We start from the raw sequence: 21,764 nt of genomic DNA, 5'->3' as shown, positions 1-21,764 counted from the left end.
ACAGGCCGGATACATATCAGCGACTACCGCTAGCCACGCCGATATCTCACTTGCGAACAGCAGCCGGTACATACATTGGGCTCTGAGCGACCTTTGTTGGCTAACCGACGTGCAGATGGCGAAGCGCGCGCCCTTCTTCCCGAAGTCGCACGGCAAGCCCCGAGGTGATGACAATCGGGTGTTGAGTAGAATTATCTTCATCAATCGCAATGGTTTGCGCTGGCGAGATGCCTCTGGCGAATACGGGCCTCGCAAGACACCGGTCAAGTACGACAAGCGCAGATTCAAGCGCGAAATCGCATCGAGATTATGTTTGGCAGGCTCAGGGGCTGGGGTGCGTGGCGACACGCCATAATCGTTGTCCCAAGGTCTTCATCTCAGCAATCGCACTCGCGGCAACCGTCATCTGCTGGTTATGAATACTGACCCTAGGTATACGAGAGTGGTTAAGCTTTCCTCTCAACGGATGGTAGAAAGCCTCATTTTGTCCATAAAAAATTGTCTTTTTCTGGGAAAACCATTAGGTTTTATGAAAATGGTGGAAAACACCGGAGGCAGTAAGAGAGCAGATGCCAAAACCGAAAACACGTGTTTTGCGGACAAGGGTTCCTGCGCGCCTCATGGGAAAAAGGGATGGTCTGTTTTTCCTGTGGGGACAGATAGAGCGCGCGCGTTTGAAAATCGAAGACGGCGAACGCCCTGATGGTGCAGCCTCGGATGGGGCAAGAGTAGACATGGCTGGCGAGGCCAAAGGATCAACGGCGGCATTGGTGGACGAATTCATCTTCTACTGACTTTTGTGATGAAGCTGAGCCTGACGGGTCTATTTTTTCTCGAAAAACAGGATAACTTCACCCAGGCGTACGCCATAGCGTGAGACATACGCACGGTTCAGCAGGCGGTCGTCATCCAGCAGCCACATCCAGTCGTCAAACGTGACGCGCATGGTTCCGTCCTTGATCGGCAGGTCGATCTTGTATTTCCAGTTGAACGTATCCCCGCGTTCAATCCCGCTGGCGGCGCCCAGCACGCCAGGGGCCATACCGGTCCAAGTATCTTCTCCGGTCTTGGTCAATGCCCAGATGCGTTGCTCAGTCGCGCCATCATCGTAGACGAAGTCTTCGATCAGGGTCAGGGTTTCGCCGTCCCAAGTGCCGTCAATGTCGACCTTGAATCTGCGGGGGATGTTCCCCAGAACATCCTGAAACTGACCGTAGGCCACGGTTTCACCTTCAAAAAAATCCTCGAGGTTCAACTGTCGGTCAGAAAGAAAGGTTTTTGGTACCTTCGGTTTACTGGAGCAGGCCGTCAGAAGCGCGAGACTCGCGATGGCGACACAGGCGATCACGGAGCGAACGGTGATCATTGCAACGGTTTCCCGTCCGAAGTCGCGTCATATCCGTTCGAACCAATTGCGTGGGTCGGTTTTGATTTCGGGTTTGCACGCATCGTGGCCACAAGTTCCGCGACCTTGATGCCAAATTTGCGCATCTCGGACCGGTTCATGATGACGCCATGTTCTGTAAGATACATCCAGTCGGTGACATCCAGAGTATGCCCGCCAGCGTCTTCGGGCAGGATGATGCGATAGGTCAGTTTCACGGTTGACCCCGAGATGACACCCCGGCCTTCGCCCACGATATCATCCGCCATTGCCGTGAATGTGTCTCCGGTTCCCAGCGTCAGATACCATTTGCGGGTCATCTGTTTTCCGTTTGAATAAGTGAAGTACTCGGTCAGCGTGCCCGAGTTGCCTTGCCAGTCGCCGGCCATGCGGGCGACAAAGCTGTTCGACATTTTGCCGTTGGGGCCATAGATCAGGCCCTCGGACACGATCTCTCCATTCAGGTGTTTTTTCAGCGAAAAACTTGGCCCGGTACCACTGTAATCGGACGGAGATTGCGCACGAAAGCTCAGCAGTCGGGTGCGGATGAATATTGCGATCAGAAGGACCAACAGGATGATGGCGATAGCGTTCATTTGCTTGTGACCTCGGTGGGCAGGGTCAAGACCATCCCGAACGCCCCGACTTTCAGGATGCAGGGCAGCACCGCATAGGCAAGATTGAGTGTATCCAGTGCCTGTGCTGAATTGGTTTGACCAGGGGTGAAACCGCTGCGTTCCAGCAGCGGCAGAGTGAAAAAAGCAGCCAGGGCGAGGCCCAGCTTGCCAGCGAAGGACCAGATGCCAAACGCGGCCGACGCGTTCAGCCCGGCCCGGGTCAGGACGACCGAGAACATCGCGGGCAACACGACCATGTCCGCACCAAGGGCCGCGCCCGAGGCGAGACAGATGACGGCGAACCCGGTAAGGTTTCCCGCGCTCAGTGTGGCCGCGCCGATAAAGCCAGCGATTGAGAGCGGCATCGCGATTATCAGAGTCTGTTTCGGGCCAATTCTGTTGCTGAGCTTTGCCCAGAGCGGGACACTCGCGCCTGCGCTCAGGAAGAACAGGATCAACAAGGGGCCCGCTTTGCCCGGCAGTTGCAGCCGGTCTTCCACAAAAAACAGAAACAGGGTGGAGGTGATGGCGACCGGGAGGCTGTTTACCAAAGCCAGCGCAAGAAGGCGCAAGCCGCCAGCCTGACCCAGTCCAGAAAAAGACAAACCTGTTCCTGTTATCGGGGTCCGTCGCCAGATCGGGACAGTCAGCACCAGAGTCAGAACGGATAGCAGCCCCAGAAACGCTCCGAATGCGGGGTAGCCTTGGAATTGCGCGCCGAAAGCAACCAATAGGGCTGGTGCGCTGGCTGCGATGACCACCCCGGTCAACTGCCCGCCTTCACGAAAGGCGGCCAGTGTCATCAGTTCTTTCGGATCGGTTCGCTTTGCCAAAGTTGCGCTGCGACCGTACAGAAGAATGGTACCCAGGCTGTATGCCGAGAACAGCAAGATCAGGATTGCTACCAGTTCCGGCACGCTGGCACCCTGCGGCAGATTGAAAAGCAGGGGAAACCCGACCGCCAGCCCCAAAGCCGCCATCGCCGCAAATACAAGCTGGCCACCGGGCCATCTGTCAATTGCCCAACCAATCAGCGGGTCCTGCACCAGATCCACCAAACGGATCAACAGCAGCACGGCACCAATGACCCCAAGGCCAATACCCAGGTTCACGGCTGCAAAGCGCGGCAAGTGGATATAAAGCGGAATACCCGCCGCAGCGAGCATCAGCGCATAGAGGCTGACCCGGGGATAGAGCATCACCGCCCCTGCAGCCTTCGCGTGAAAGACGCTGACCGCGTGTTGTCCCCCAGGAATACGGACATGAAATTGCGCTTGATGCCCGGATACGCCATGGTGCAGGTCTTTTGCCCGTTCAGCCAGAAACTGACCTTGTCGGGACCGTCAGAAACCGCCAGATAGCTGTCCCCTTTTGCCACGGCTTTGAAGCACCGGTCCAGTTGGTCGCGAACGGGCACTGAACGGCCGATGCGGTCCATCTCCTCAAGCGTCGAGTTGACCAGCGCTTTCTTCTTGATGTTCTTGCGGTAGGTCAGTTGCAGGGCGATATCTTCGCTCCAACTGAACGGCGCACCTTTGGGCGTATAAAGCTTGGCGTCATAAATCGGCAAACCCAGATACCGGAAAGTCGCGGTTCCGCGCAGTTGCGCGTCGTTTAAACCTTCCGTGACCGGTGATGCCGCCAGACCCTTGGCGACCAGCAAACAAAGTGCAAGAAGCGCCACGCGCCATATCCCATTATTCGGCGGCAACAGATATGGCCGGGTCTTTACCAGGAATGCCATTGTCAGCTCCGATGGTTTGCGGGGCACCATTGATTTGAGCAACGACATGCATCGCGCTGGCTATCCCGTCTTCGTGAAATCCGTGCCGGTTGTAAGCCCCGGCAAACCAGGTTCGATTCTGTCCCTGCATCTCGCGGATTTGCCCTTGCGCCTTCAGGGCGGCCTTGTCGAATACCGGATGGGCAAATTCGACCTGATCATAGATTTTATCCGCGGGAATTTCTGTTGAGGCGTTCAGCGTTACAAACAGCGGGTCACCGTCCGGAATGTTCTGAAGCCGGTTCATCCAGTAGGTCACGCCCACATCTCCGGCTTGCGAGCGATAGGACCAGCTTGACCAGCACGCGCGCCGCTTTGGCATCTGACCTGGGTCACAATGCAGTATGGCCGTATTGGGCTGGTAGCGGATCGCGCCCAATGCAGCGGCTTCCGCGGGGGTCGCGCCCTCACCCAAAATGGCAAGCGATTGATCCGAATGGGTGGCCAGGATGATTTCATCGAACTGATCCACGGCGCCCTGGCTGTGGATGGTGACGCCCATCTCGTCACGGGATGCATTCTGAACAGGGCTGGCCAGACGTATTTCTGCCCCCCGCGCACGAAGGGCTGCGTCGATCCGGCGGACATACTCTATGCTGCCGCCTTTGACCGTGTACCATTGATGCTGGTTTGCACGACCACTTGCCAGCAAAGCGTGATTGCGGAAGAACTGCACCAAAGAACGTGCGGGGAACTGATCCACGAACTCGACCGGCGTAGACCAGATGGCACCGCACATCGGCATCAGATAGTTGTGCCGGAACCAGTGACCCAGCCGCAGCTGGTCCACCAACTCACCAATCGTGGTGTCGTCGTCCTTGGCTGCTTCGGGGGCTTCTTTGCCAAACCGCAGGATATCGGCGATCATTCTATAGTAGGCAGGGCGCGCCAGATTGCGCTTTTGAGCGGTCAGAGTGCGCAGGTTGTTCAACCCGTATTCAATGCGCCCATTGTCGATGCTCGCGCCAAAGCTCATCTCACTTTCGATCACGGGTACGCCCAGCTCATCAAACAACCGGGTCAGGTAGGGATAGGTCGCATAGTTGAAGACGATGAAGCCCGTATCGACCGGTTGGTCCCCGTTCTTCCCAGCCATCACCGTGCGGGCATGGCCACCAAGTCGCGGTTCTGCCTCATAGACCGTTACGTCGTTGTTTTCTGACAGATAGTAAGCGGCGGAAAGACCCGAAATGCCTGCACCTACAATCGCGATTTTCTTCCGTACACCCCGGGTTTCGTCGAACATTCCAGCCTCTTTATGTGACGTTTTACAAGAAGATACGCAGGGTAGGCGCGAGTGGATCAATTCGATTGGAAATTTTTAGCAGATGCACTACTTCGTGACTTCTGGTTTGAGATTCCGCGAATTGCGCCACCGTTTTGATCCAACGCGGATGCGAAGCCGTATTATTGTGACACACAAGTGAAACGGCCCACACATGAGCAGATTTGACGGGAAAACCATTTGGATCATCGGCGCAAGCGAAGGTCTGGGCCGCGCTTTGGCGCAGGCGCTCAGCCGAAAAGGTGCGTCCCTGATCCTGTCGGCGCGCAATTTGGAGCGGTTGTCCGAGATGTGTTCAGAATTGCCGGATGCGCGCGCGATCCGGTGCGATGTGACCGATTTAGACTCTGTTCGCTCTGCTGTTGCTGAGGTGGGGCATGCCGATGGGCTGGTCTATAATGCCGGTGCGTATGATCCCATGCGTTCGGCCGAATGGGACACCGAGGCGTCCCTCAGGATGAGCGATGTGAACTATCTGGGTGCGCTGCGGGTTCTGGGTGAAACTGTTCCGGGTTTTGTCCGGGCGGGCCAGGGAGAGGTTACTCTGATCGGATCTCTGGCCGGGTATCACGGGTTGCCTGCAGCCATCGGGTACGGAGCCAGCAAGGCCGCGCTGATTTCGCTGGCCGAGACGATGCGGCATGATTTGGCGGGTACTGGCGTGACAGTGCGTATCGTCAATCCCGGCTTCATCAAGACCCGACTGACCGAAAAGAACAGCTTCAAGATGCCGATGTTGATGACGCCCGAGGATGCGGCGAATCGCGTGGTCAAGGCGATGTCTCACCGCCGTTTCCGTACGGATTTTCCGGCACCGTTTTCCTGGTTCATTCGTCTGATTGACTACCTGCCGGACCTGCTGGTTTATCGTGGAAAATAGACTCTAACAAAACTGCCCCTGACAGAACCACCCTGCGGACATCGTGCCTCCGTGCCCGTAGAACAACCATAGTCGTTCCCCCTGTTCTGTCACCACCACCCAGTAATCGCGCACCCCGCTGCGCCAGTTGGGGTCATCCAGCCACCATTCCGGCGCGATACGTTCCGGGCCTGTGGCCTGCGCCAGTTGCCAGTCGCGCCCGCGCCAGCGAAAGGTGCAGGGCACATTCGGGGTTTCCGGCGCCATCACGGGTTCGGGCTGCCACATCTGCAAAGGCCGGGGGCGCGGTGGGGCAGGCCAGTCGCGCGCGGGTTCCGACCATGCGGCTGCCAGCGTTTGCGCCGTTTTCTCGGGGATATGAGAGGCCGCCGGGTGCCGCCGCGTGATTGCATCCAGCCCCACCCGTGCGCCCAGCTTGCCGATCAGATCATCCACCGCTGTATTGCCCTCAAGCCGGTTACGGGCCACACGGCGCGCTTCGGCATGACCGGCGATGGTGCGGGCATGGATGGGTTCCGTCTGGATCGCCTCAAGCCGCAGCATGTCGATGCCATAGCCTGCGTCGATCTTGTCAATTTTCATCTCTAACAAAGGGCGAATGCGATTTTTGTCATAGGTCGGACGTGCCAGGCCGATCTCGATAACCTCAGCGGCCTGATCGGCCCGGTGGGCTTCCAGACGCAGCGTGCGGACCCCGCGCCCCTTCTCTTCCAGCTTGGTGCAGAGCGTTGGCAGAATCCGATCGACGGCAGCCATCACGTCTTCGACCAAGCCAATCGGGTTGGGCAGAGTCATCCGCACCGCAAAGTGATGTGGCGGACGGGCGGGCGAGACCGGCTCGGGTGCGCTGCCCATCGCTTGATCCAGGCGCAGCACCAGCCCGCGGCCGAACCGCCGTGCCAAACTGGCACGCGGCTGTCCCAGCAAGTCTCCGATCCGGCGCAGGCCCAGACGATTCAGTTGCGCCACAACCTGATCTTCAAGCCGCAGCGCCGCAATGGGCAGAGGGCTGAGCGCGCCATAGGCCTGTCCCGGCTCGGCAATCCGCGCGCCACCGCCCAGCGCCATCGCCTGTGGCGCGGCCCCGCCCTTGGTCCAGTGCCGCCGCTTGCTTGCCCGGGCGCGGGTGGCGCGAGCCTCTTGGGCAATGGCATCACCGTTGCGATCGGATGTGGCCTCTTGCCCGGCATAGCGGGCCAGCGCCCAGGCCGCGCCCAGCGTGTCGGCGATGCCCATCTGCACGCTCAGGCCCATGTCGGCACAGTCGGTTTCAAGCACGACCAGCAAGGCCTCTTCACCGCCGAACAGATGGGCGCAACCCGACAGGTCAACGATCAACCCGTCCGGAGCCTCTTCGGCCACCCACGGGCTGAACTTGCCCGCCCAGCGGCGCAGCGCGGTCAGAAACGCGGCCTCGGTCGGGGCGTTGCGGGGGCGGGTGATCAGGCTGGCGCACATGGCATGGGCATCGCGTACCGGCTGGCCCACGCGCAGACCAGCGGCCTGTGCCTCGGTGTTTAGCGAGGTGATGACCTGCATGTTCGACTGTTCGGTCACAACGGCCAAAGGTCCGCCATGCAGGCCCCGCGCAGCGCGGATCAGCCGTTCGGCCCCCAGACGGGGGAACCACAGCGAGAGTATTCGGCGTTTGGGCATCGGGCAGACATCAAAATGTTCTCATTTTGTTCTTATTCGAGAATCACCTGCCGAGTCCACGCTTACCCACAGGTCAGACGCTGAATAACACCGGCGCCGTCCACATAGACGTTCAGCCTGTCGATACGGTAATCCTGTGTGGCGATGCCATCCGGGCCCAAGACACGAGACCGTTCGGGAAGATCGGCCTGAATCGCTGAAACGGGCTGGCCGACGGATTCGGCAAAGGGCTCGCCCTTGCAAAATGCCAGATCAACAGGTGCGTCTTCTGAGGTGGCGGCAACTTCCTGCGGAATGCTTGTGTCTGCGCAGGCCGCCAGAAGGATCAAGATAGGGATAAAACGGTGCATTGGCGTTCCTCATTCTGGCAATGTCGTTTCTGCAATATCAAATAATTAGCCAACCTGCCAAGAAAGCACAGTTGAAAACACCCTGTATTTGACGCAGGGTCGAGGCAAAAGTGACAGGGAGAAAAGTACCATGCGTACCCGTGCTGCCGTCGCCGTACAGGCGGGCAAACCTTTGGAAGTGATGGACGTGAACCTAGAAGGCCCAAAGGCGGGCGAGGTTCTGGTTGAAATCAAGGCCACTGGCATCTGCCATACGGACGAATTCACCCTGTCGGGTGCCGACCCCGAAGGCCTGTTCCCGGCCATTCTGGGCCACGAGGGCGCCGGCGTAGTGGTCGAGGTCGGCCCGGGCGTCACCAGCCTGAAGCCGGGGGATCACGTGATCCCGCTCTACACCCCGGAATGCCGCGAGTGTGAATACTGCCTGCATCCCAAGACCAACCTGTGCCAGGCGATCCGTGAGACTCAGGGCAAGGGGCTGATGCCCGACGGGACGTCGCGTTTTTCGACCTTGGATGGCGATCCGATCCTACACTACATGGGCTGCTCGACCTTCTCGAACCACACGGTCCTGCCTGAAATCGCACTGGCCAAGGTGCGCGAGGACGCACCCTTCGACAAGATCTGCTATATCGGTTGCGGCGTGACCACAGGGATCGGCGCGGTGATCAACACCGCCAAGGTGGAAATCGGCAGCCGCGCCATCGTGTTTGGTCTGGGCGGTATCGGCCTGAACGTCATTCAGGGCCTGCGTCTGGCCGGGGCCGACCAGATCGTCGGTGTCGACCTCAACCCGTCAAAGGTTGAGATGGCCACCAGGTTCGGCATGACCGATTTCGTCAACCCGTCCGAAGTTGAAGGTGATCTGGTGCCTTATCTGGTCAACCTGACCAAGGGCGGTGCGGATTATACCTTTGATGCCACCGGCAATGTTGGCGTGATGCGCGCGGCACTAGAATCGGCACACAAGGGATGGGGCGAATCGATCATCATCGGCGTGGCACCTGCTGGGGCCGAGATCTCGACCCGTCCGTTCCAACTGGTGACCGGGCGGTCTTGGCGCGGCACCGCCTTTGGCGGCGCGCGGGGCCGGACGGATGTGCCCAAGATCGTCGACTGGTACATGGACGGCAAGATCGAGATCGACCCGATGATCACCCACACCATGGGTCTGGACGACATCAACCACGGCTTCGATTTGATGCATAAGGGTGAAAGTATTCGCTCGGTCGTAGTTTATTGAGACTCTATTCAGAGGTTTTTCGACAACGGCGCGCTGAGTGGTGCGCCGTTTTTTGGAACTACTTTCCGGGCCTTGTGGCCCCGGTATCCGACCGCGGTGATCGCACGCGCAGAACAGGGGTGTTGACTGAGGTGGTGTTGGCCCGGCTTTCTCGCCACACAACATAGATGCCTGACGCAATGATAACACTGGCGCCGACAGCAACCCAGATGTCAGGGCGTTCACCAAAGAAGATCATGCCAAACAGCGTCGCCCAAATGATCTGGCTGTACTGGCTGGGGGCGACAACACCGGCAGGTGCAGCGCGATAGGCCAGAATGATCAGGTGCTGGGCGATCACCGAGAACACCCCAACCAGCGCCATCATCGCCAGATGCAGCAGGGATGGCGGCTGATATACAGCGGGTTGGGCAACGCTCATCACAGCAATAGCCAGCAGCATCGGGTACAGGATCAGAACGGCCGAGCGTTCCTCATTTCCGATCTTGCGCACAAGCACCGAGGCAAAGGCGCTGCAGAAGGCAGCCGTCAGGGCGGCGAGGTGGCCAAGGGTGATGTCGGTCGTACCGGGGCGCAGAACGATCAGGACGCCGATCAGGCCGACGCCAACCGCGGCCCAACGCTGGGCGCGGACCACCTCACCCAGTATCGGGATCGACAGCACCGTAACGATCAGCGGGAAAGAAAACAGCAACGAATAGACTTCGGCCAATGGCAGGACGGAAAAGGAATAAAACGCGCAGGACATTGCCGTGACCATCAGGCCTGACCGTAACAGAACCAGCCATGGGTGGCGGGGTCGAAAGTTTCCGGTCGTTCGGTCGGTCAGGATCGTGACGGCCATCGGCACAAAGGAAAACAGTGTGGCGAAAAAGATGATCTGCAGCACCGAATAAGTCCCGCCCAGCACTTTGATCAGCGCGTCGTGGCTGGCAAAGACGGCAAAGCCCAGAAATGCATAGCCAAGCCCCTTTAGGGTGGTGTTTTGAGCGCTCATCGACATGGCCCCGGTCAATGTTGGTGTGATGGCGATATGCCATAGCAGCGCGGGCGGAGTTCCCGGCTGTCTTTCTTTCTGCTTAACCCTATTTCGAGGGCGCGAATAGCCCCAATTTTACCGCTAACATCGCATGGCCGCCATGATCTGAGATCATCGCAGGATCGGCGGCGCGTCTTTGGGCTGGCGCGCAGACTGAACACCCGCTTTCATGCCGACACCGATACGACGCGCCAGAGCGACCCATGGTGTGGCGGTTTCAGAAGGCAGGGTCTGGGTGGCGACCTGTTCGAACAGGTCCAGCCAATGGGCAAAGAATTCAGGCTTTACATCTGGTCGTTCGATATGGACCCGCTGTGGATTGCCGTCATAGCTGCGTTCAAACAGGATGGCGTTGCGCCAGAAGGATTCGATCTTTTCCTCATGCGCGGACCAGTCGGTGACATGGTTGGCGAATACGGGTCCAAGTACCGCGTCCTGCCGCACACGGGCGTAAAAGGCGCGAACCTGTGCGTTGATCTGCTCAGGCGTCGCGGGAAAGCGCGGTGGAAGGGTTGGTCTGGTCATGGTGGCCTGTTTTCGACTCTGTTTTTGGCAGATAGGCGGTTCCGGCGTTATGTGACAGAGGTGGTATTGTCGCGCCCATCCGGTGTCAGCAGATGCCGCAGCAGGGCCACCGGATGCGCGCGCAGGCTCAGGCGGGTGGCGACGTAATCCTCGACCACCTGCTCGCCCAGCGTCATTTGCGGCAGATAGGCTTCGGGCTCGTCCAGCGCCTCGCCCTCCAGATCCTGTGAGAACAGCGGCAGAGGCTTGGTAGTGGCAATCGCCTTGGCCTGCCACAAGGCCTCGCGCCGGGTCAGGCCGCAGGTGGAAAAGGCATCGGCCTCGGCCAGCCGTTCGATCACGGACGGGCCCAGCCCGGCGCGGCGCCAGACATCCTCGACCTGGGTGTAGCCATTGCCGCGCGCGGCGGTCAGCCAGCTGGCGTCCTCTTCGCTGAGGCCCTTGATCTGGCGAAAGCCCAGCCGGAGGGCCAGCCCGCCGTGGCCGTCGGGCTCCATCACGTTGTCCCAGAAGCTGGCATTGATGCAGACCGGGCGCACCTGCACGCCATGCTCGCGCGCGTCGCGCACGATCTGGGCGGGGGCATAGAACCCCATCGGCTGCGAATTCAGCAGCGCGCAGGCGAAGATGCCCGGATGGTGGCATTTGATCCAGGCCGAGGCATAGACCAGCAGCGCAAAGCTGGCCGCGTGGCTTTCGGGGAAGCCGTAGGACCCGAACCCTTCGATCTGCGAAAAACACCGCTCGGCAAAGTCGTCGTCATACCCGTTGCGTTTCATCCCACGCAGGAACAGCGCGCGGAATTCGCTGACATTGCCGTGTTTCTTGAAGGTTGCCAGCGAACGGCGCAGCCGGTCCGCCTGTTCCGGGGTGAAACCCGCGCCGACAATGGCGATCTGCATCGCCTGTTCCTGAAACAGCGGCACGCCCAGCGTCTTGCCCAACACCTCGCCCAGTTCGTCCGAGGGGAAGCTGACCTCCTCCTCACCATTTCGCCGCCGAATATAGGGGTGGACCATGTCGCCCTGGATGGGGCCGGGTCGGATGATGGCGACCTCGATCACCAGATCATAGAAATTGCGCGGCCGCATCCGGGGCAGAAAGTTCATCTGTGCACGTGATTCCACCTGAAACACACCCACTGAGTCTGCCTTGCAGAGCATGTCATAAACTGCCGGGTCCTCGGGCGGCAGCGTGGCCAGCGTATAGCTGGTCTGGTGGTGCTGGCCAATCAGATCAAACGCCTTGCGGATGCATGTGAGCATTCCGAGGCTCAGGACATCGACCTTGAGGATGCCCAGCGAGTCGATGTCGTCTTTGTCCCAGCAGATGACCGTGCGGTCCTCCATCGTGGCGTTCTCGATGGGGACAAGTTCGTCCAGACGGCCCTCGGTGATGATAAACCCGCCCACATGCTGGGACAGGTGACGGGGAAACCCGTCGATTTCATAGACCAGCATTAGAGTCTGTTTCAGCCGCCGATCTTCGGGATCGAGGCCGATTTCACGCATGCGCTGGGCTTCAAGGCCTGCGGCGGAAAAGAACCCCCAGAGCTGCGAAGACAGGGCGGAAATCGTGTCTTCGGTCAGCCCCATGGCGCGGCCCACCTCGCGGATGGCGCGCTTGCCGCGATAATGGATCACCGTGGCGCACAGTCCCGCACGGTGGCGGCCATAGCGTTCATAGATGTGCTGGATCACTTCTTCGCGGCGCTCATGTTCGAAATCGACGTCGATGTCGGGCGGCTCGTCCCGCGCCTCGGAGACGAAGCGTTCGAACACCATGGTGCCCATCTCGGGGCTGACCTCGGTGATGCCAAGACAGAAACAGACGACAGAGTTGGCCGCTGAGCCGCGCCCCTGACACAGGATGCCGCGCGAGCGGGCGAAATGGACGATGTCGCGGACGGTCAGGAAATAGGGTTCGTATTTCAGCTTTCCGATCAGGGCGAGCTCATGCGCCAGCATCTTTTTTGCTTTCTCCGACGCGCCCGCCGGATAGCGCCATTTCAGCCCCTCATGCGCCAAACGATGCAGGCGTTGGGTCGGGGTTTCCTGTTCGCTGCCCTCGCTGGGGTACTCATAACGCAGCTCATCCAGCGAGAATGTGAGCTGTTCGCTGAGTTCATGCGCGCGGGCGACAGCCCCCTCATAGCCTTTGAAAATGCGCAGCATCTCGGCCTCGGACCGCAGGCGTTGCTCGCCATTGGCAAGCGCCTCGCGGCCCAGCTCATCGACCTTGCGGCGCAGGCGGATGGCGGTGAGCACATCACCCAGCTTGCGGCGCGTGCCGTGATGCATCATCGGTGCGGCGCTGGCGAGTGTGGGGAGGCTGAGTTGCTTTGATTCAGTCTCTAATAAAGAGAAATATATGCCATCTGCGCCGTCATACCGGGGGTGCATCAACAGATGTATCCGCCCGGCAAAGCGGCGCGTCAGCTGTTGCGCTTGTGTCCGCCATGTGCCCGCGCCGCCCGGAGACCGGGCCGTTTGTGGCCACAGCAGCAGGTGGAGACCGTCGGAAAACTCCAGCAGGTCGGACAGGTGCAGGATGCAGTCGCCTTTTTCGGCGCGCAGACGGCCCTTGGACAGGATGCGGCACAGATTGGCCCAACCCTGCCGGTTCAGGGGTAGGGCGGTAACCGTGGGTGCGTCGGTAAAGATCAGCCGTGCCGCCGGTATCAGGCGGGGCACCGCGTGGATCGGGTACGAGGGCGGTTTGGGGATGTGATCGGGGCAGGGTGGGCCTATGGAGGTGTTCTGCGCCTCCCACTCCAGCCGTTCGCGCACCTTGCGGGTGATCTCGCGCGCCTGCGTATGGGCGCGGACGATGCCTGCGACCGAGTTGTCATCAGCGATGGCGATGGCGGGCAGGCCCAGGGTGACGGCACGCTCCATATACTCCTCGGGGTGGGACGCCCCGGTGAGGAAGGTAAAGTTCGACGTGATCGACAGCTCGGCATACATGGCGATTCCATATTATATTCACGTTTTGTTCTTTTTCGAGTCCTTTGCGCAGGAAACGGGTCGATTGGGTTTGGTCGGATGGGCAGTGTCGGGAAAAAGGAGACCCGAGATGTTCAAAATCACCGCTCTGCCAACCGACGAAGTCCGCGACCTTCAGGCAGGTGGCCCGGATGCGTATGGTTCAACGCCGGAACGCGCCATTTCGACGGGCGCCGGCAACCCGTGTCGCCATTGCTTGCAGAACATTCCCGAAGGCGAAAATATGCTGATACTGGCACATCGGCCTTTTTTAGAGACACATCCCTATGCGGAAACCGGACCGATCTTTCTGTGTGCCACGCCGTGCGACCGGTATGAGGGAGACACGCTGCCCGAGATTCTGACCTCCTCGTCCGAATACCTGATCAAGGGTTACGGTGCGGATGACAGGATCGTCTATGGCACCGGGGCGATCACGCTCAGCGACCAGATCGGCGCAAAAGTGGCGGACATCTTTGCCCGCGCAGATGTCGATTACATTCACGTCCGGTCTGCTCGAAACAACTGCTATCAGGCGCGAATAGACCGCGCCTAAAGCTTGACCCGGTGCATCCCGCGGCGTGGCTGATCCTGATCATCCATCGGGGCATCACCAGTGCGGCTGGATGTCAGCGCTAGGAACACATCCTCCAGATCCGCTTCTTCAGTGCGGACGTCGCGGATGCGAATACCTGCGGTGCGCACGGCTTCCAGAACCTGCTCGGCGCTGGTCTGGGCGCTGCGATATTGCAGTACAAGGCTGCCATCATCGCGCAATGTCGCCGCAACGCCTTCTGCTGTGGGCAAATCGGTAACTGGGCTGTCCGGCACAATCACCATTGTCCGGCTGTCCATGCGCCCCAGCAGATTTGCGGTACTGTCCTGAGCGATCTTTTCGCCGTGGTTGATGATGGCGATTTCGTCACACATCTCTTGCGCTTCTTCCAGATAGTGGGTGGTCAGGATAATCGTCATACCCTGTTCGTTCAGCTTCCGCACATTGGCCCACAGCATCTGACGCAGTTCGATATCCACGCCTGCCGTGGGTTCGTCCAACACCAGGATTTTGGGGTGATGGACCAGCGCCTTGGCCAGTAGCAGCCGCCGCCGCATCCCGCCCGACAGCGTGCGGGCATAGGCCTCGGCCTTGTCGCTGAGGCCGACCAGTTCAAGGATTTCATCGCTGCGGCGTTCGGATTTCGGAACGCCGTACAGGCCTGCCTGTACTTCCAAGGCACCACGTGGGGTGAAGAACGGGTCAAGGTTCAGTTCTTGCGGCATGACACCAATCGCGGCGCGGGACTGTCGCGGATTCTGATCCTGATCGAAACCCCAGATCGATACACGGCCCGAAGACTTCACCACCAACCCGGCGAGAATATTGATCAGGGTCGATTTCCCGGCACCATTCGGGCCCAGAAGTCCAAAAACCGAACCCCTGGGAACAGTCAAATCAATGCCTTTCAGCGCGTGTTTCTCAGGCTGACCCTTGCCGCCACGATATGTCTTGCGCAGACCTTCGATCCTGATTGCCGCATCGCTCATGTGGCTCTTGCCCCCGGATTGCTCATCGCTCATAAACGCACCTAATGCATGCCCGCGAGGCCGACAACCGAAGAAGGATCGCTAGCCGTGACCATCGAAGCGCCGGAAACCAAGATCGTCGAAACCGACCGTGTCGCCTGTGACGGCGGCGAAGGCGCATTGGGCCATCCGCGCGTCTGGCTGCAAATCCCCGAGGATACAGGCTGGGTCGAATGCCCGTATTGCGACTGTAAATATGTGCTGAAGGGTACCGAACAGGGCTGATTGCCCGACTAACCGGGTTTTGCCCAAATCTTGCCTCGGTTATCATGTTAGTGCTTTGGCGCAACCAAAGCAGGGATACGTGATGACCGGAATTTCGGCCACTGACAATGTTAACCCGGTTTTCGGCTGGGTTGGGTTCTGCATCGCGTCTTTGGCGTTGTTTGCTGCGTTGTTCGTATTCTGGGCGGGGCCCTTTGTACCTCAGCAGACTGCGGGTGTGTCGCTGGGCGAACTGGCGGCCGAGATCGGCAAATCGACCCTAAGGGCCGCCGCGGGGATGGAACAACCCGAGCCTGTTGCCCGCGCCCGCGATCTGGATGATTTCCTGCGGATCGGTGTCGCCATGCTTGGCGGGCTTGCGATCGTCATCTCGGCCGTTGGCATCCTGCGTCACGAAAAGCGGCGCCCCGCCATCGCCGGAATGGTTATCGGCACGGGGGCAATCCTTTTCCAGTTCTTTGCCTTTGCATTTTTTGCTTTCCTTGGCGTGTTGGTAATCATGGCTTTGCTGAACAGTTTCTCTGACGTCTTCTCGGGGCTGTTTGGCGGTTAGGCTGCGTTCTTGGCTGGTCAGCCGCGCGACCCTGTGGCAGAACCGTCCCTGACCGATAGGGAGCGCGCGCATGAGCAAATTCGGAAAAGGGTGTCACCTGCATCTGATCGACGGATCGGCTTTTATTTTCAGGGCCTATCACGCGCTGCCACCGCTGACCCGCAAGTCGGATGGTTTGCCGATTGGGGCGGTGTCCGGGTTCTGCAACATGCTTCAAAAATATGTCGAAGGGAACGCCGGGCCGGATGCACCGACCCATGTGGCGGTGATATTCGACAAGGGCTCGCACACATTCCGGAATGATCTGTACGACCTTTACAAGGCTAATCGCGAAGCGATGCCCGAGGACCTGCGCCCGCAAATACCGCTGACCCGTGAGGCGACAAAAGCGTTCAACATCGCCTGCAGGGAACTCGAAGGTTATGAGGCAGACGACATCATCGCCACTCTCGCCGTGCAAGCGCGCGAGGCAAGGGGGCGCGTGACCATCGTAAGTTCCGACAAGGATTTGATGCAGTTGGTCGGTGACGGTGTCGAGATGCTCGATGCGATGAAGAACAAGCGTATTGATCGGGACGGGGTGGTCGAGAAGTTTGGAGTTGGCCCCGAGCGCGTTGTGGATGTTCAGGCGCTGGCCGGCGATTCCGTTGACAACGTGCCGGGCGCTCCGGGTATCGGGGTCAAGACGGCTGCCCTTCTGATCAACGAATACGGTGATCTGGAAACACTGCTGGACCGTGCTGAAGAAATCAAACAGCCCAAGCGCCGGCAAACCCTGATCGAAAAGCGCGATCAGATCGAACTATCTAAGAAACTGGTGCAGTTGGACGAGAACACGCCGCTGGATTTCACGCTGGATGACCTTGAAGTGCGGGAGCCCGATGCAGAGACCCTGCTGGGTTTTCTGGCGGATATGGAGTTTCGCACACTGACCAAACGGATTGCAGACAAGCTGGGGGCCGAAGCACCGGTCATCGCCGACGCACCGGTGCCTGCGGCCAAGGAAGTTGAGGCTGAGGCGATTCCGTTTGACGCTGAGAAGTATGAATGTGTCCGTGATGCAGTGGCTCTGCAAAAGTGGATTGATCAGGCCCATGAGCGCGGCTGGGTTGCGGTGGATACCGAAACCACCGGTCTGAATGAAATGATCGCCGATCTGGTCGGTATTTCGCTGTGTGTCGAGGCCGGAGAAGCCTGTTACATCCCGCTGACCCATCGCGATGGCGCAGCGGATGATCTGTTCGGCTCAGATGCGCTGGCTGAAGGGCAGATGCCGCTGGATGAGGCGCTGACACTACTGAAACCGATGCTAGAGGACCCCTCGATCCTCAAAATCGGGCAGAACATGAAATACGACGCCAAGATATTCAGGCGTCACGGCATCAATGTGACCCCCATCGATGATACGATGCTGATGTCCTACGCCATGCACGGTGGCGAGCATGGGCACGGGATGGACACATTGTCCGAGAGATACCTGACACACACACCGATCCCGATCAAACCGCTGCTGGGGTCGGGCAAGTCTGCAATCACCTTCGACAAGGTGCCGATAGACGAGGCCACAGCCTATGCCGCCGAGGATGCCGACATCACCCTGCGCTTGTGGAAACTGTTCAAGCCGCAGCTTCACCGCGTGCAGGTGACAACTGTCTACGAGACGCTTGAACGCCCGCTGGTGCCGGTTCTGACGGAAATGGAGATGCACGGCATAAAGGTCGACCGCGATGTGCTGAGCCGTATGTCCAACGCTTTTGCACAGAAAATGGCCGGTTTAGAGGCTGAAATCCACGAGCTGGCCGGAGAAACCTTCAACGTCGGCTCGCCCGCGCAATTGGGCGAGATCCTTTTCGACAAGATGGGCCTTGAGGGCGGCAAGAAGGGAAAGACCGGCAAGTATTCGACCGGCGCCGATGTGCTGGAAGATCTGGCGACCGAGCATGAATTGCCGCGCCGGGTCCTAGACTGGCGTCAGCTGTCCAAGCTGAAATCGACCTATACGGACGCGCTACAGACCCATATCAACCTCGACACGGGCCGGGTACATACGTCTTATGCTATCACCGGGGCGAATACGGGGCGTCTGGCTTCGACCGATCCCAACCTGCAGAACATCCCGGTGCGCACCGAGGAGGGCCGCCGCATCCGCGAGGCCTTCGTGGCCGAGCCGGGCAATGTGCTGGTCAGTCTCGACTACAGCCAGATCGAGCTGCGCATCCTGGCGCATATCGCCGACATTCCGGCCCTGAAACAGGCGTTTGCGGATGGGCTGGACATTCACGCGATGACGGCGTCCGAGATGTTCGACGTGCCGCTGGATGAGATGACGCCGGATATCCGTCGTCAGGCCAAGGCGATCAACTTTGGCGTGATCTATGGCATCTCGGGCTTCGGCCTGGCACGCAACCTGCGCATCCCGCGGGCCGAGGCACAGGGATTCATCGACCGCTATTTCGAACGCTTCCCGGGCATTCGCCAGTATATGGATGACACGGTGACATTTGCCAAAGAGCACGGCTATGTCCAAACCCTGTTCGGGCGCAAAATCCACACGCCCGAGATCAACGCCAAGGGGCCACATGCCGGCTTCTCGCGTCGGGCGGCTATCAATGCGCCGATTCAGGGCACGGCGGCGGATGTGATCCGGCGCGCGATGGTTCGAATGCCGGGTGCGATCAATGGGCTGCCCGCCAAAATGCTGTTGCAGGTCCATGACGAATTGTTGTTCGAAGTGGCCGAAGACGCGGTGGATCCGCTGATCGACGTGGCGCGCGACGTGATGGAAGGTGCGTCCGACCCGGCGGTGAGGCTGGATGTGAAGCTGAATGTGGATGCCGGCCAGGGTGCGAACTGGGCCGAGGCACACTAGCGGCGCTGGGTCAGCCCCGTGGCCTGACCCACCCTTCGACCATACGTTTGACCGAAGGTCCAAGGACCAGGATCACCGTGAAAGCGATGGGCCAGCAAAAGGCCCAGGACGCCATCCAGTCACCAAGCGTTTCAGGGTGGAACCCCACTGCTTTGACTGTGGCGATTCCGGTGACAATGCACGACATCAGGCCTGACATGATCAGTCCAAAGATGGCATGGGCGAAGCGGGCAGGGATCATATCGGACATCCTCGAAAACGGGTCGCCCGATATGTGCGCCATTCGTGCAGCGATTTCCAGACGGATGACCGGTGTTAACGTCGCATCCATGCCAGGGTCGCAGCCGTTCGAGTGGTTGAAGGCGTGTACTCGGCACTGACCCAACCGACATAACCGGTATCGTCCATTGCCTCGAAAAGCTGCGCGAAATCCGTGGGCCCGCGCCCCGGTTCAGAACGTTCAGGGGCGGCCCCGATCTGGGCATGGACAACATTTGGGTGAAAACGCTCCCAGACGGCCAGCGCGTCGCCGTGGATCATGTGAGCGTGAAAACTGTCATATTGCAGACCGACATTTGGGCGATCCACACGGCCCAGTACCTCGGCCGCCAAATCATAGTCGTTCAGAAAATAGCCGGGTTGGGAAATCGGATTGAGGGGTTCGATCGTGAAAGCCTGGTGCGGCGCGATATCGGCGGCCCACTGTAAGTTGTGCACGAAGCAGTCCATCGCATCCGTCCCGACAGCGTATCCCGACATGATGTGAATGAAGCCCGGTTTCAGCACTTCGGCATAACGCAGAACGCGGCGGATATCTGACTGAAACCGAGCAGCACCGCCCGGGGTGGCGGCATAACCCGGTGCGCCACCGGTATAATTCGGCGGAGGGGCGTTGATCAGAACCAAATCGAGCCCGTTGGCCAGCAAGGCACGTTGGGTTTCTTTTGCCGCAAGTTCGTAGGGAAAGAGAATCTCGACCGCTTGGAACCCGACGTCTGCGGCTGCCCGAAACCGGTCCAGATACGGAAGTTCGGCAAAGAGCAAAGAGATATTCGCGGCGAATTTTGGCATGGCGGCCCTTGGAAAGCTGGTGGGCCGACCTTATCCGCGCACAGGTTTCTGTGAAAGTGACAGAAAACGACAGTTTGTCGAAATTCGACCAGATCGAACCAATGAAATCGGAAACGCTTTTGGTATCACGGCGAATCATTTTTCCGGCGCCGTGCCAATAGAAGGTTCGAAACGATGGCGATGAGCCCAGACCCCGTACGCGGGAACAGCCTTTCTGCGTCCGCGGGGCAGTATTCTGCCTTGTCGGGCAACGGGTTGGCCGTGGCCTCGATGCTGACCTGGGCGGCCGGGTTTCCGGCGGCCGAAGTGCTGTTGCAAACATGGCCGCCCGTTGCCTTGTTGGCCGCGCGACTGGCGCTGGCCGTATTGGTGATGGTGCCGGTCTGGGTGATCATGGACGGACCGCACCGGGTTGTTTCGGCCCGCTGGGGTCATGCAATGATCGTCGGTGGCTTTGGGATTGGGTTGGGAATGTTCCTGCTGATCATAGCGCAAAAGCTGACCGACCCGGTGACGGTGGCAATCATCGTCTCTTGCGCGCCCTTGGTGGCCACATTGCTTGAATTGGCTGCTGGCACACGCCGGTTGAAGTGGAACTTTGCGCTGGGCGTACTTGTGTCGATTGTCGGCGGGCTGATCGCCACCAGCGCTCTGGCTCCGGCACAGTTGGGCCTGGGCGCGGCCTGTGCGGTTGTGTCGACGGTGCTGTTTTGCTGGGCGAGCATGGCAACCGCCCGGGACTTCCCCGAGCTCAGCCAGACCGGGCGTACGACGATCACCTTTGTCGGAGGACTGGCTATGGCGTCGCTGCTGATATTCGGATCGGCGCAATTTGGCATGGAAGTGAAGCCTGCAACTGCATTTGATGTGCAACAGGCAGGCATGTTGATGATCTATGCGCTCATTTCCATGGGCCTCAGCCAGGTATTTTTCATCACCTCCGTCGGCAAGCTGGGCGTTGCATTGGCCTCTTTTCACATCAATGTTGCCCCGTTCTACGTCATGTTGATCATGCTGATGATAGGGGACGAGTGGAACTGGACCCGGGCGCTGGGTGCGGGCGTTGTTGCATTGGCTGTCGTGCTGGCACAGGATCGCGCGCCCCGGTCAGCTCAGGTCGGCTGAGGGGATCAGGCCAAAGAACTGCCCGCCTGACCAAACACCAAACCAGCCGTCATGATGCGTTCCGATCTCGACGAGGCGGTAGAAGCTTTTGCGATCTATGCGGGCTTCGAGGTTGGCGCGGATCAATATGTAGGGTGAGGGTTCTTCCGTTTCCGGGTCAATAACAATCCGGATTGGATGGTCAACTCCGGCCACGGCCCTGTCGCCGACATGGGTTGTGAAGGTCAGAGACTGGTTCTTGCCATCCCCGTCCCGGTCGAAATCCACAGCAACAAACGGCGCGTCTTCGACAGTGATTCCCACCTTCTCGACAGGCGTTACGAGGTAGTATTTGCCCTCCTCCTTCTTAAGAATTGAGGAAAAAAGCTTCACAAGCTCGAAACGGTTGATGGGTGAGCCTAAATAACTCCAAGTGCCATCTTTTGCGATCTTGATGTCCAGATCGCCGCAAAACGGAGGATTCCAGAGGTGAACGGGCGGTAAACCTTTGGCTTTGACCGCTTTGACTGATGCCGCCAGACCATCAGGCGAGGGTTTCACAGGTTTTTGTCCGCTCATTGCTTTTGCCATTTCCTCTCAGCGCGATACACT

General features: G+C 59.3%; 22 protein-coding genes and 1 pseudogene. 9 read left to right on the top strand and 14 right to left on the bottom strand.

The window, feature by feature from the left end:
* Positions 1–82 precede the first annotated feature (82 nt).
* Together AC2FEB_RS16815 and AC2FEB_RS16810 are read left to right on the top strand one after the other, a co-directional pair.
* Positions 83–419: pseudogene (locus AC2FEB_RS16815) on the top strand (transposase).
* 150 nt (positions 420–569) lie between these two features.
* Positions 570–794, top strand: a complete 225-nt coding sequence (locus AC2FEB_RS16810) for a hypothetical protein (RefSeq protein ID WP_117871585.1) — start codon at positions 570–572, stop codon at positions 792–794.
* Positions 795–823: 29 nt separating this feature from the next.
* Here the strand turns inward: AC2FEB_RS16810 and AC2FEB_RS16805 are convergent, their stop codons facing one another.
* Genes AC2FEB_RS16805 through AC2FEB_RS16785 form a run of 5 tightly spaced genes read right to left on the bottom strand, consistent with a single transcriptional unit; the run spans position 824 to position 5,030 of the window.
* On the bottom strand, positions 824–1,366 hold the full coding sequence (locus AC2FEB_RS16805; RefSeq protein WP_299899669.1) for a DUF3833 family protein: 543 nt from the start codon (positions 1,364–1,366) through the stop codon (positions 824–826).
* Positions 1,363–1,980 (bottom strand): DUF3833 domain-containing protein, encoded by a 618-nt coding sequence (locus tag AC2FEB_RS16800; RefSeq protein ID WP_117871589.1) that lies wholly within the window; start codon positions 1,978–1,980, stop codon positions 1,363–1,365. The genes AC2FEB_RS16805 and AC2FEB_RS16800 overlap by 4 nt, the downstream gene beginning before the upstream one ends.
* Positions 1,977–3,200, bottom strand: coding sequence for an MFS transporter (locus AC2FEB_RS16795; RefSeq protein WP_496674467.1), 1,224 nt, complete (start codon positions 3,198–3,200; stop codon positions 1,977–1,979). Before AC2FEB_RS16795 ends, AC2FEB_RS16800 begins: the two co-directional genes overlap by 4 nt.
* Positions 3,200–3,745: a hypothetical protein gene (locus tag AC2FEB_RS16790; RefSeq protein WP_496674470.1), complete on the bottom strand. Its 546-nt coding sequence runs from the start codon at positions 3,743–3,745 to the stop codon at positions 3,200–3,202. Before AC2FEB_RS16790 ends, AC2FEB_RS16795 begins: the two co-directional genes overlap by 1 nt.
* Positions 3,699–5,030 (bottom strand): NAD(P)/FAD-dependent oxidoreductase, encoded by a 1,332-nt coding sequence (locus AC2FEB_RS16785; RefSeq protein ID WP_496674473.1) that lies wholly within the window; start codon positions 5,028–5,030, stop codon positions 3,699–3,701. The genes AC2FEB_RS16790 and AC2FEB_RS16785 overlap by 47 nt, the downstream gene beginning before the upstream one ends.
* 193 nt (positions 5,031–5,223) lie before the next feature.
* Between AC2FEB_RS16785 and AC2FEB_RS16780 the strand changes: the two genes are divergently transcribed.
* Positions 5,224–5,949, top strand: a complete 726-nt coding sequence (locus AC2FEB_RS16780; RefSeq protein ID WP_496674476.1) for an SDR family NAD(P)-dependent oxidoreductase — start codon at positions 5,224–5,226, stop codon at positions 5,947–5,949.
* 3 nt (positions 5,950–5,952) lie between these two features.
* Here AC2FEB_RS16780 and AC2FEB_RS16775 read toward each other — a convergent pair whose 3' ends face one another.
* The gene (locus AC2FEB_RS16775) at positions 5,953–7,605 is read right to left on the bottom strand and encodes a Y-family DNA polymerase (protein ID WP_496674479.1); all 1,653 of its coding nucleotides are present in this window, start codon (positions 7,603–7,605) and stop codon (positions 5,953–5,955) included.
* A gap of 62 nt (positions 7,606–7,667) precedes the next feature.
* Positions 7,668–7,955: an I78 family peptidase inhibitor gene (locus AC2FEB_RS16770; RefSeq protein WP_117871601.1), complete on the bottom strand. Its 288-nt coding sequence runs from the start codon at positions 7,953–7,955 to the stop codon at positions 7,668–7,670.
* A 130-nt stretch (positions 7,956–8,085) separates the two neighbouring features.
* Between AC2FEB_RS16770 and AC2FEB_RS16765 the strand changes: the two genes are divergently transcribed.
* On the top strand, positions 8,086–9,198 hold the full coding sequence (locus tag AC2FEB_RS16765; RefSeq protein WP_117871603.1) for an S-(hydroxymethyl)glutathione dehydrogenase/class III alcohol dehydrogenase: 1,113 nt from the start codon (positions 8,086–8,088) through the stop codon (positions 9,196–9,198).
* Between the two features lie 58 nt (positions 9,199–9,256).
* On the opposite strand, the gene AC2FEB_RS16760 is transcribed toward AC2FEB_RS16765, so the two are convergent.
* The 3 genes from AC2FEB_RS16760 to AC2FEB_RS16750 all read right to left on the bottom strand — a co-directional run bounded on the left by AC2FEB_RS16760 (position 9,257) and on the right by AC2FEB_RS16750 (position 13,728).
* Positions 9,257–10,195 carry a DMT family transporter gene (locus AC2FEB_RS16760; protein ID WP_496884226.1) on the bottom strand — a complete coding sequence of 313 codons (939 nt, stop codon included), beginning with the start codon at positions 10,193–10,195 and terminating at the stop codon, positions 9,257–9,259.
* Positions 10,196–10,348: 153 nt separating this feature from the next.
* Positions 10,349–10,762, bottom strand: coding sequence for a group III truncated hemoglobin (locus AC2FEB_RS16755; protein WP_496674486.1), 414 nt, complete (start codon positions 10,760–10,762; stop codon positions 10,349–10,351).
* Positions 10,763–10,809: 47 nt separating this feature from the next.
* Positions 10,810–13,728 carry an error-prone DNA polymerase gene (locus AC2FEB_RS16750; protein ID WP_496674489.1) on the bottom strand — a complete coding sequence of 973 codons (2,919 nt, stop codon included), beginning with the start codon at positions 13,726–13,728 and terminating at the stop codon, positions 10,810–10,812.
* 109 nt (positions 13,729–13,837) lie between these two features.
* Here AC2FEB_RS16750 and AC2FEB_RS16745 point away from each other — a divergent pair, with 109 nt between their 5' ends.
* Positions 13,838–14,302: a DUF1203 domain-containing protein gene (locus AC2FEB_RS16745; protein ID WP_117872934.1), complete on the top strand. Its 465-nt coding sequence runs from the start codon at positions 13,838–13,840 to the stop codon at positions 14,300–14,302.
* Here AC2FEB_RS16745 and AC2FEB_RS16740 read toward each other — a convergent pair.
* Positions 14,299–15,291: an ABC transporter ATP-binding protein gene (locus AC2FEB_RS16740; RefSeq protein ID WP_117871611.1), complete on the bottom strand. Its 993-nt coding sequence runs from the start codon at positions 15,289–15,291 to the stop codon at positions 14,299–14,301. The two genes, AC2FEB_RS16745 and AC2FEB_RS16740, sit on opposite strands and share 4 nt — an antisense overlap.
* Positions 15,292–15,378: 87 nt before the next feature.
* Here AC2FEB_RS16740 and AC2FEB_RS16735 point away from each other — a divergent pair, with 87 nt between their 5' ends.
* From AC2FEB_RS16735 to polA, 3 genes are all read left to right on the top strand, one after another.
* Positions 15,379–15,555 (top strand): zinc-finger domain-containing protein, encoded by a 177-nt coding sequence (locus AC2FEB_RS16735; RefSeq protein ID WP_299899654.1) that lies wholly within the window; start codon positions 15,379–15,381, stop codon positions 15,553–15,555.
* A gap of 82 nt (positions 15,556–15,637) precedes the next feature.
* Positions 15,638–16,108 carry a hypothetical protein gene (locus AC2FEB_RS16730; RefSeq protein WP_117871613.1) on the top strand — a complete coding sequence of 157 codons (471 nt, stop codon included), beginning with the start codon at positions 15,638–15,640 and terminating at the stop codon, positions 16,106–16,108.
* A 70-nt stretch (positions 16,109–16,178) separates the two neighbouring features.
* Positions 16,179–18,977, top strand: coding sequence for a DNA polymerase I (gene polA / locus AC2FEB_RS16725; protein ID WP_496674494.1), 2,799 nt, complete (start codon positions 16,179–16,181; stop codon positions 18,975–18,977).
* Between the two features lie 10 nt (positions 18,978–18,987).
* On the opposite strand, the gene AC2FEB_RS16720 is transcribed toward polA, so the two are convergent.
* On the bottom strand, positions 18,988–19,308 hold the full coding sequence (locus tag AC2FEB_RS16720; RefSeq protein WP_496674497.1) for a DUF2798 domain-containing protein: 321 nt from the start codon (positions 19,306–19,308) through the stop codon (positions 18,988–18,990).
* Positions 19,293–20,048, bottom strand: a complete 756-nt coding sequence (locus AC2FEB_RS16715) for a hydroxypyruvate isomerase family protein (RefSeq protein ID WP_496674500.1) — start codon at positions 20,046–20,048, stop codon at positions 19,293–19,295. The genes AC2FEB_RS16720 and AC2FEB_RS16715 overlap by 16 nt, the downstream gene beginning before the upstream one ends.
* 174 nt (positions 20,049–20,222) lie before the next feature.
* Between AC2FEB_RS16715 and AC2FEB_RS16710 the strand changes: the two genes are divergently transcribed.
* Positions 20,223–21,173: a DMT family transporter gene (locus AC2FEB_RS16710; RefSeq protein ID WP_299899648.1), complete on the top strand. Its 951-nt coding sequence runs from the start codon at positions 20,223–20,225 to the stop codon at positions 21,171–21,173.
* Here the strand turns inward: AC2FEB_RS16710 and AC2FEB_RS16705 are convergent.
* Positions 21,156–21,731: a DUF1285 domain-containing protein gene (locus AC2FEB_RS16705; protein WP_496884225.1), complete on the bottom strand. Its 576-nt coding sequence runs from the start codon at positions 21,729–21,731 to the stop codon at positions 21,156–21,158. The genes AC2FEB_RS16710 and AC2FEB_RS16705 overlap by 18 nt on opposite strands.
* Between the last annotated feature and the right edge of the window lie 33 nt (positions 21,732–21,764).

The sequence above is a fragment of the Ruegeria sp. YTSC106 genome, from assembly GCF_059609765.1.
This window is presented reverse-complemented; position numbering and strand designations above follow the sequence as displayed.

Excerpts from the sequence above, each read along its gene's own strand:
- AC2FEB_RS16810 (WP_117871585.1), top strand. The coding sequence starts at position 570 with ATGCCAAAACCGAAAACACGTGTTTTGCGGACAAGGGTTCCTGCGCGC.
- AC2FEB_RS16805 (WP_299899669.1), bottom strand. The coding sequence starts at position 1,366 with ATGATCACCGTTCGCTCCGTGATCGCCTGTGTCGCCATCGCGAGTCTC.
- AC2FEB_RS16800 (WP_117871589.1), bottom strand. The coding sequence starts at position 1,980 with ATGAACGCTATCGCCATCATCCTGTTGGTCCTTCTGATCGCAATATTC.
- AC2FEB_RS16795 (WP_496674467.1), bottom strand. The coding sequence starts at position 3,200 with ATGCTCTATCCCCGGGTCAGCCTCTATGCGCTGATGCTCGCTGCGGCG.
- AC2FEB_RS16790 (WP_496674470.1), bottom strand. The coding sequence starts at position 3,745 with ATGGCATTCCTGGTAAAGACCCGGCCATATCTGTTGCCGCCGAATAAT.
- AC2FEB_RS16785 (WP_496674473.1), bottom strand. The coding sequence starts at position 5,030 with ATGTTCGACGAAACCCGGGGTGTACGGAAGAAAATCGCGATTGTAGGT.
- AC2FEB_RS16780 (WP_496674476.1), top strand. The coding sequence starts at position 5,224 with ATGAGCAGATTTGACGGGAAAACCATTTGGATCATCGGCGCAAGCGAA.
- AC2FEB_RS16775 (WP_496674479.1), bottom strand. The coding sequence starts at position 7,605 with ATGCCCAAACGCCGAATACTCTCGCTGTGGTTCCCCCGTCTGGGGGCC.
- AC2FEB_RS16770 (WP_117871601.1), bottom strand. The coding sequence starts at position 7,955 with ATGCACCGTTTTATCCCTATCTTGATCCTTCTGGCGGCCTGCGCAGAC.
- AC2FEB_RS16765 (WP_117871603.1), top strand. The coding sequence starts at position 8,086 with ATGCGTACCCGTGCTGCCGTCGCCGTACAGGCGGGCAAACCTTTGGAA.
- AC2FEB_RS16760 (WP_496884226.1), bottom strand. The coding sequence starts at position 10,195 with ATGAGCGCTCAAAACACCACCCTAAAGGGGCTTGGCTATGCATTTCTG.
- AC2FEB_RS16755 (WP_496674486.1), bottom strand. The coding sequence starts at position 10,762 with ATGACCAGACCAACCCTTCCACCGCGCTTTCCCGCGACGCCTGAGCAG.
- AC2FEB_RS16750 (WP_496674489.1), bottom strand. The coding sequence starts at position 13,728 with ATGTATGCCGAGCTGTCGATCACGTCGAACTTTACCTTCCTCACCGGG.
- AC2FEB_RS16745 (WP_117872934.1), top strand. The coding sequence starts at position 13,838 with ATGTTCAAAATCACCGCTCTGCCAACCGACGAAGTCCGCGACCTTCAG.
- AC2FEB_RS16740 (WP_117871611.1), bottom strand. The coding sequence starts at position 15,291 with ATGAGCGATGCGGCAATCAGGATCGAAGGTCTGCGCAAGACATATCGT.
- AC2FEB_RS16730 (WP_117871613.1), top strand. The coding sequence starts at position 15,638 with ATGACCGGAATTTCGGCCACTGACAATGTTAACCCGGTTTTCGGCTGG.
- polA (WP_496674494.1), top strand. The coding sequence starts at position 16,179 with ATGAGCAAATTCGGAAAAGGGTGTCACCTGCATCTGATCGACGGATCG.
- AC2FEB_RS16720 (WP_496674497.1), bottom strand. The coding sequence starts at position 19,308 with ATGGATGCGACGTTAACACCGGTCATCCGTCTGGAAATCGCTGCACGA.
- AC2FEB_RS16715 (WP_496674500.1), bottom strand. The coding sequence starts at position 20,048 with ATGCCAAAATTCGCCGCGAATATCTCTTTGCTCTTTGCCGAACTTCCG.
- AC2FEB_RS16710 (WP_299899648.1), top strand. The coding sequence starts at position 20,223 with ATGGCGATGAGCCCAGACCCCGTACGCGGGAACAGCCTTTCTGCGTCC.
- AC2FEB_RS16705 (WP_496884225.1), bottom strand. The coding sequence starts at position 21,731 with ATGAGCGGACAAAAACCTGTGAAACCCTCGCCTGATGGTCTGGCGGCA.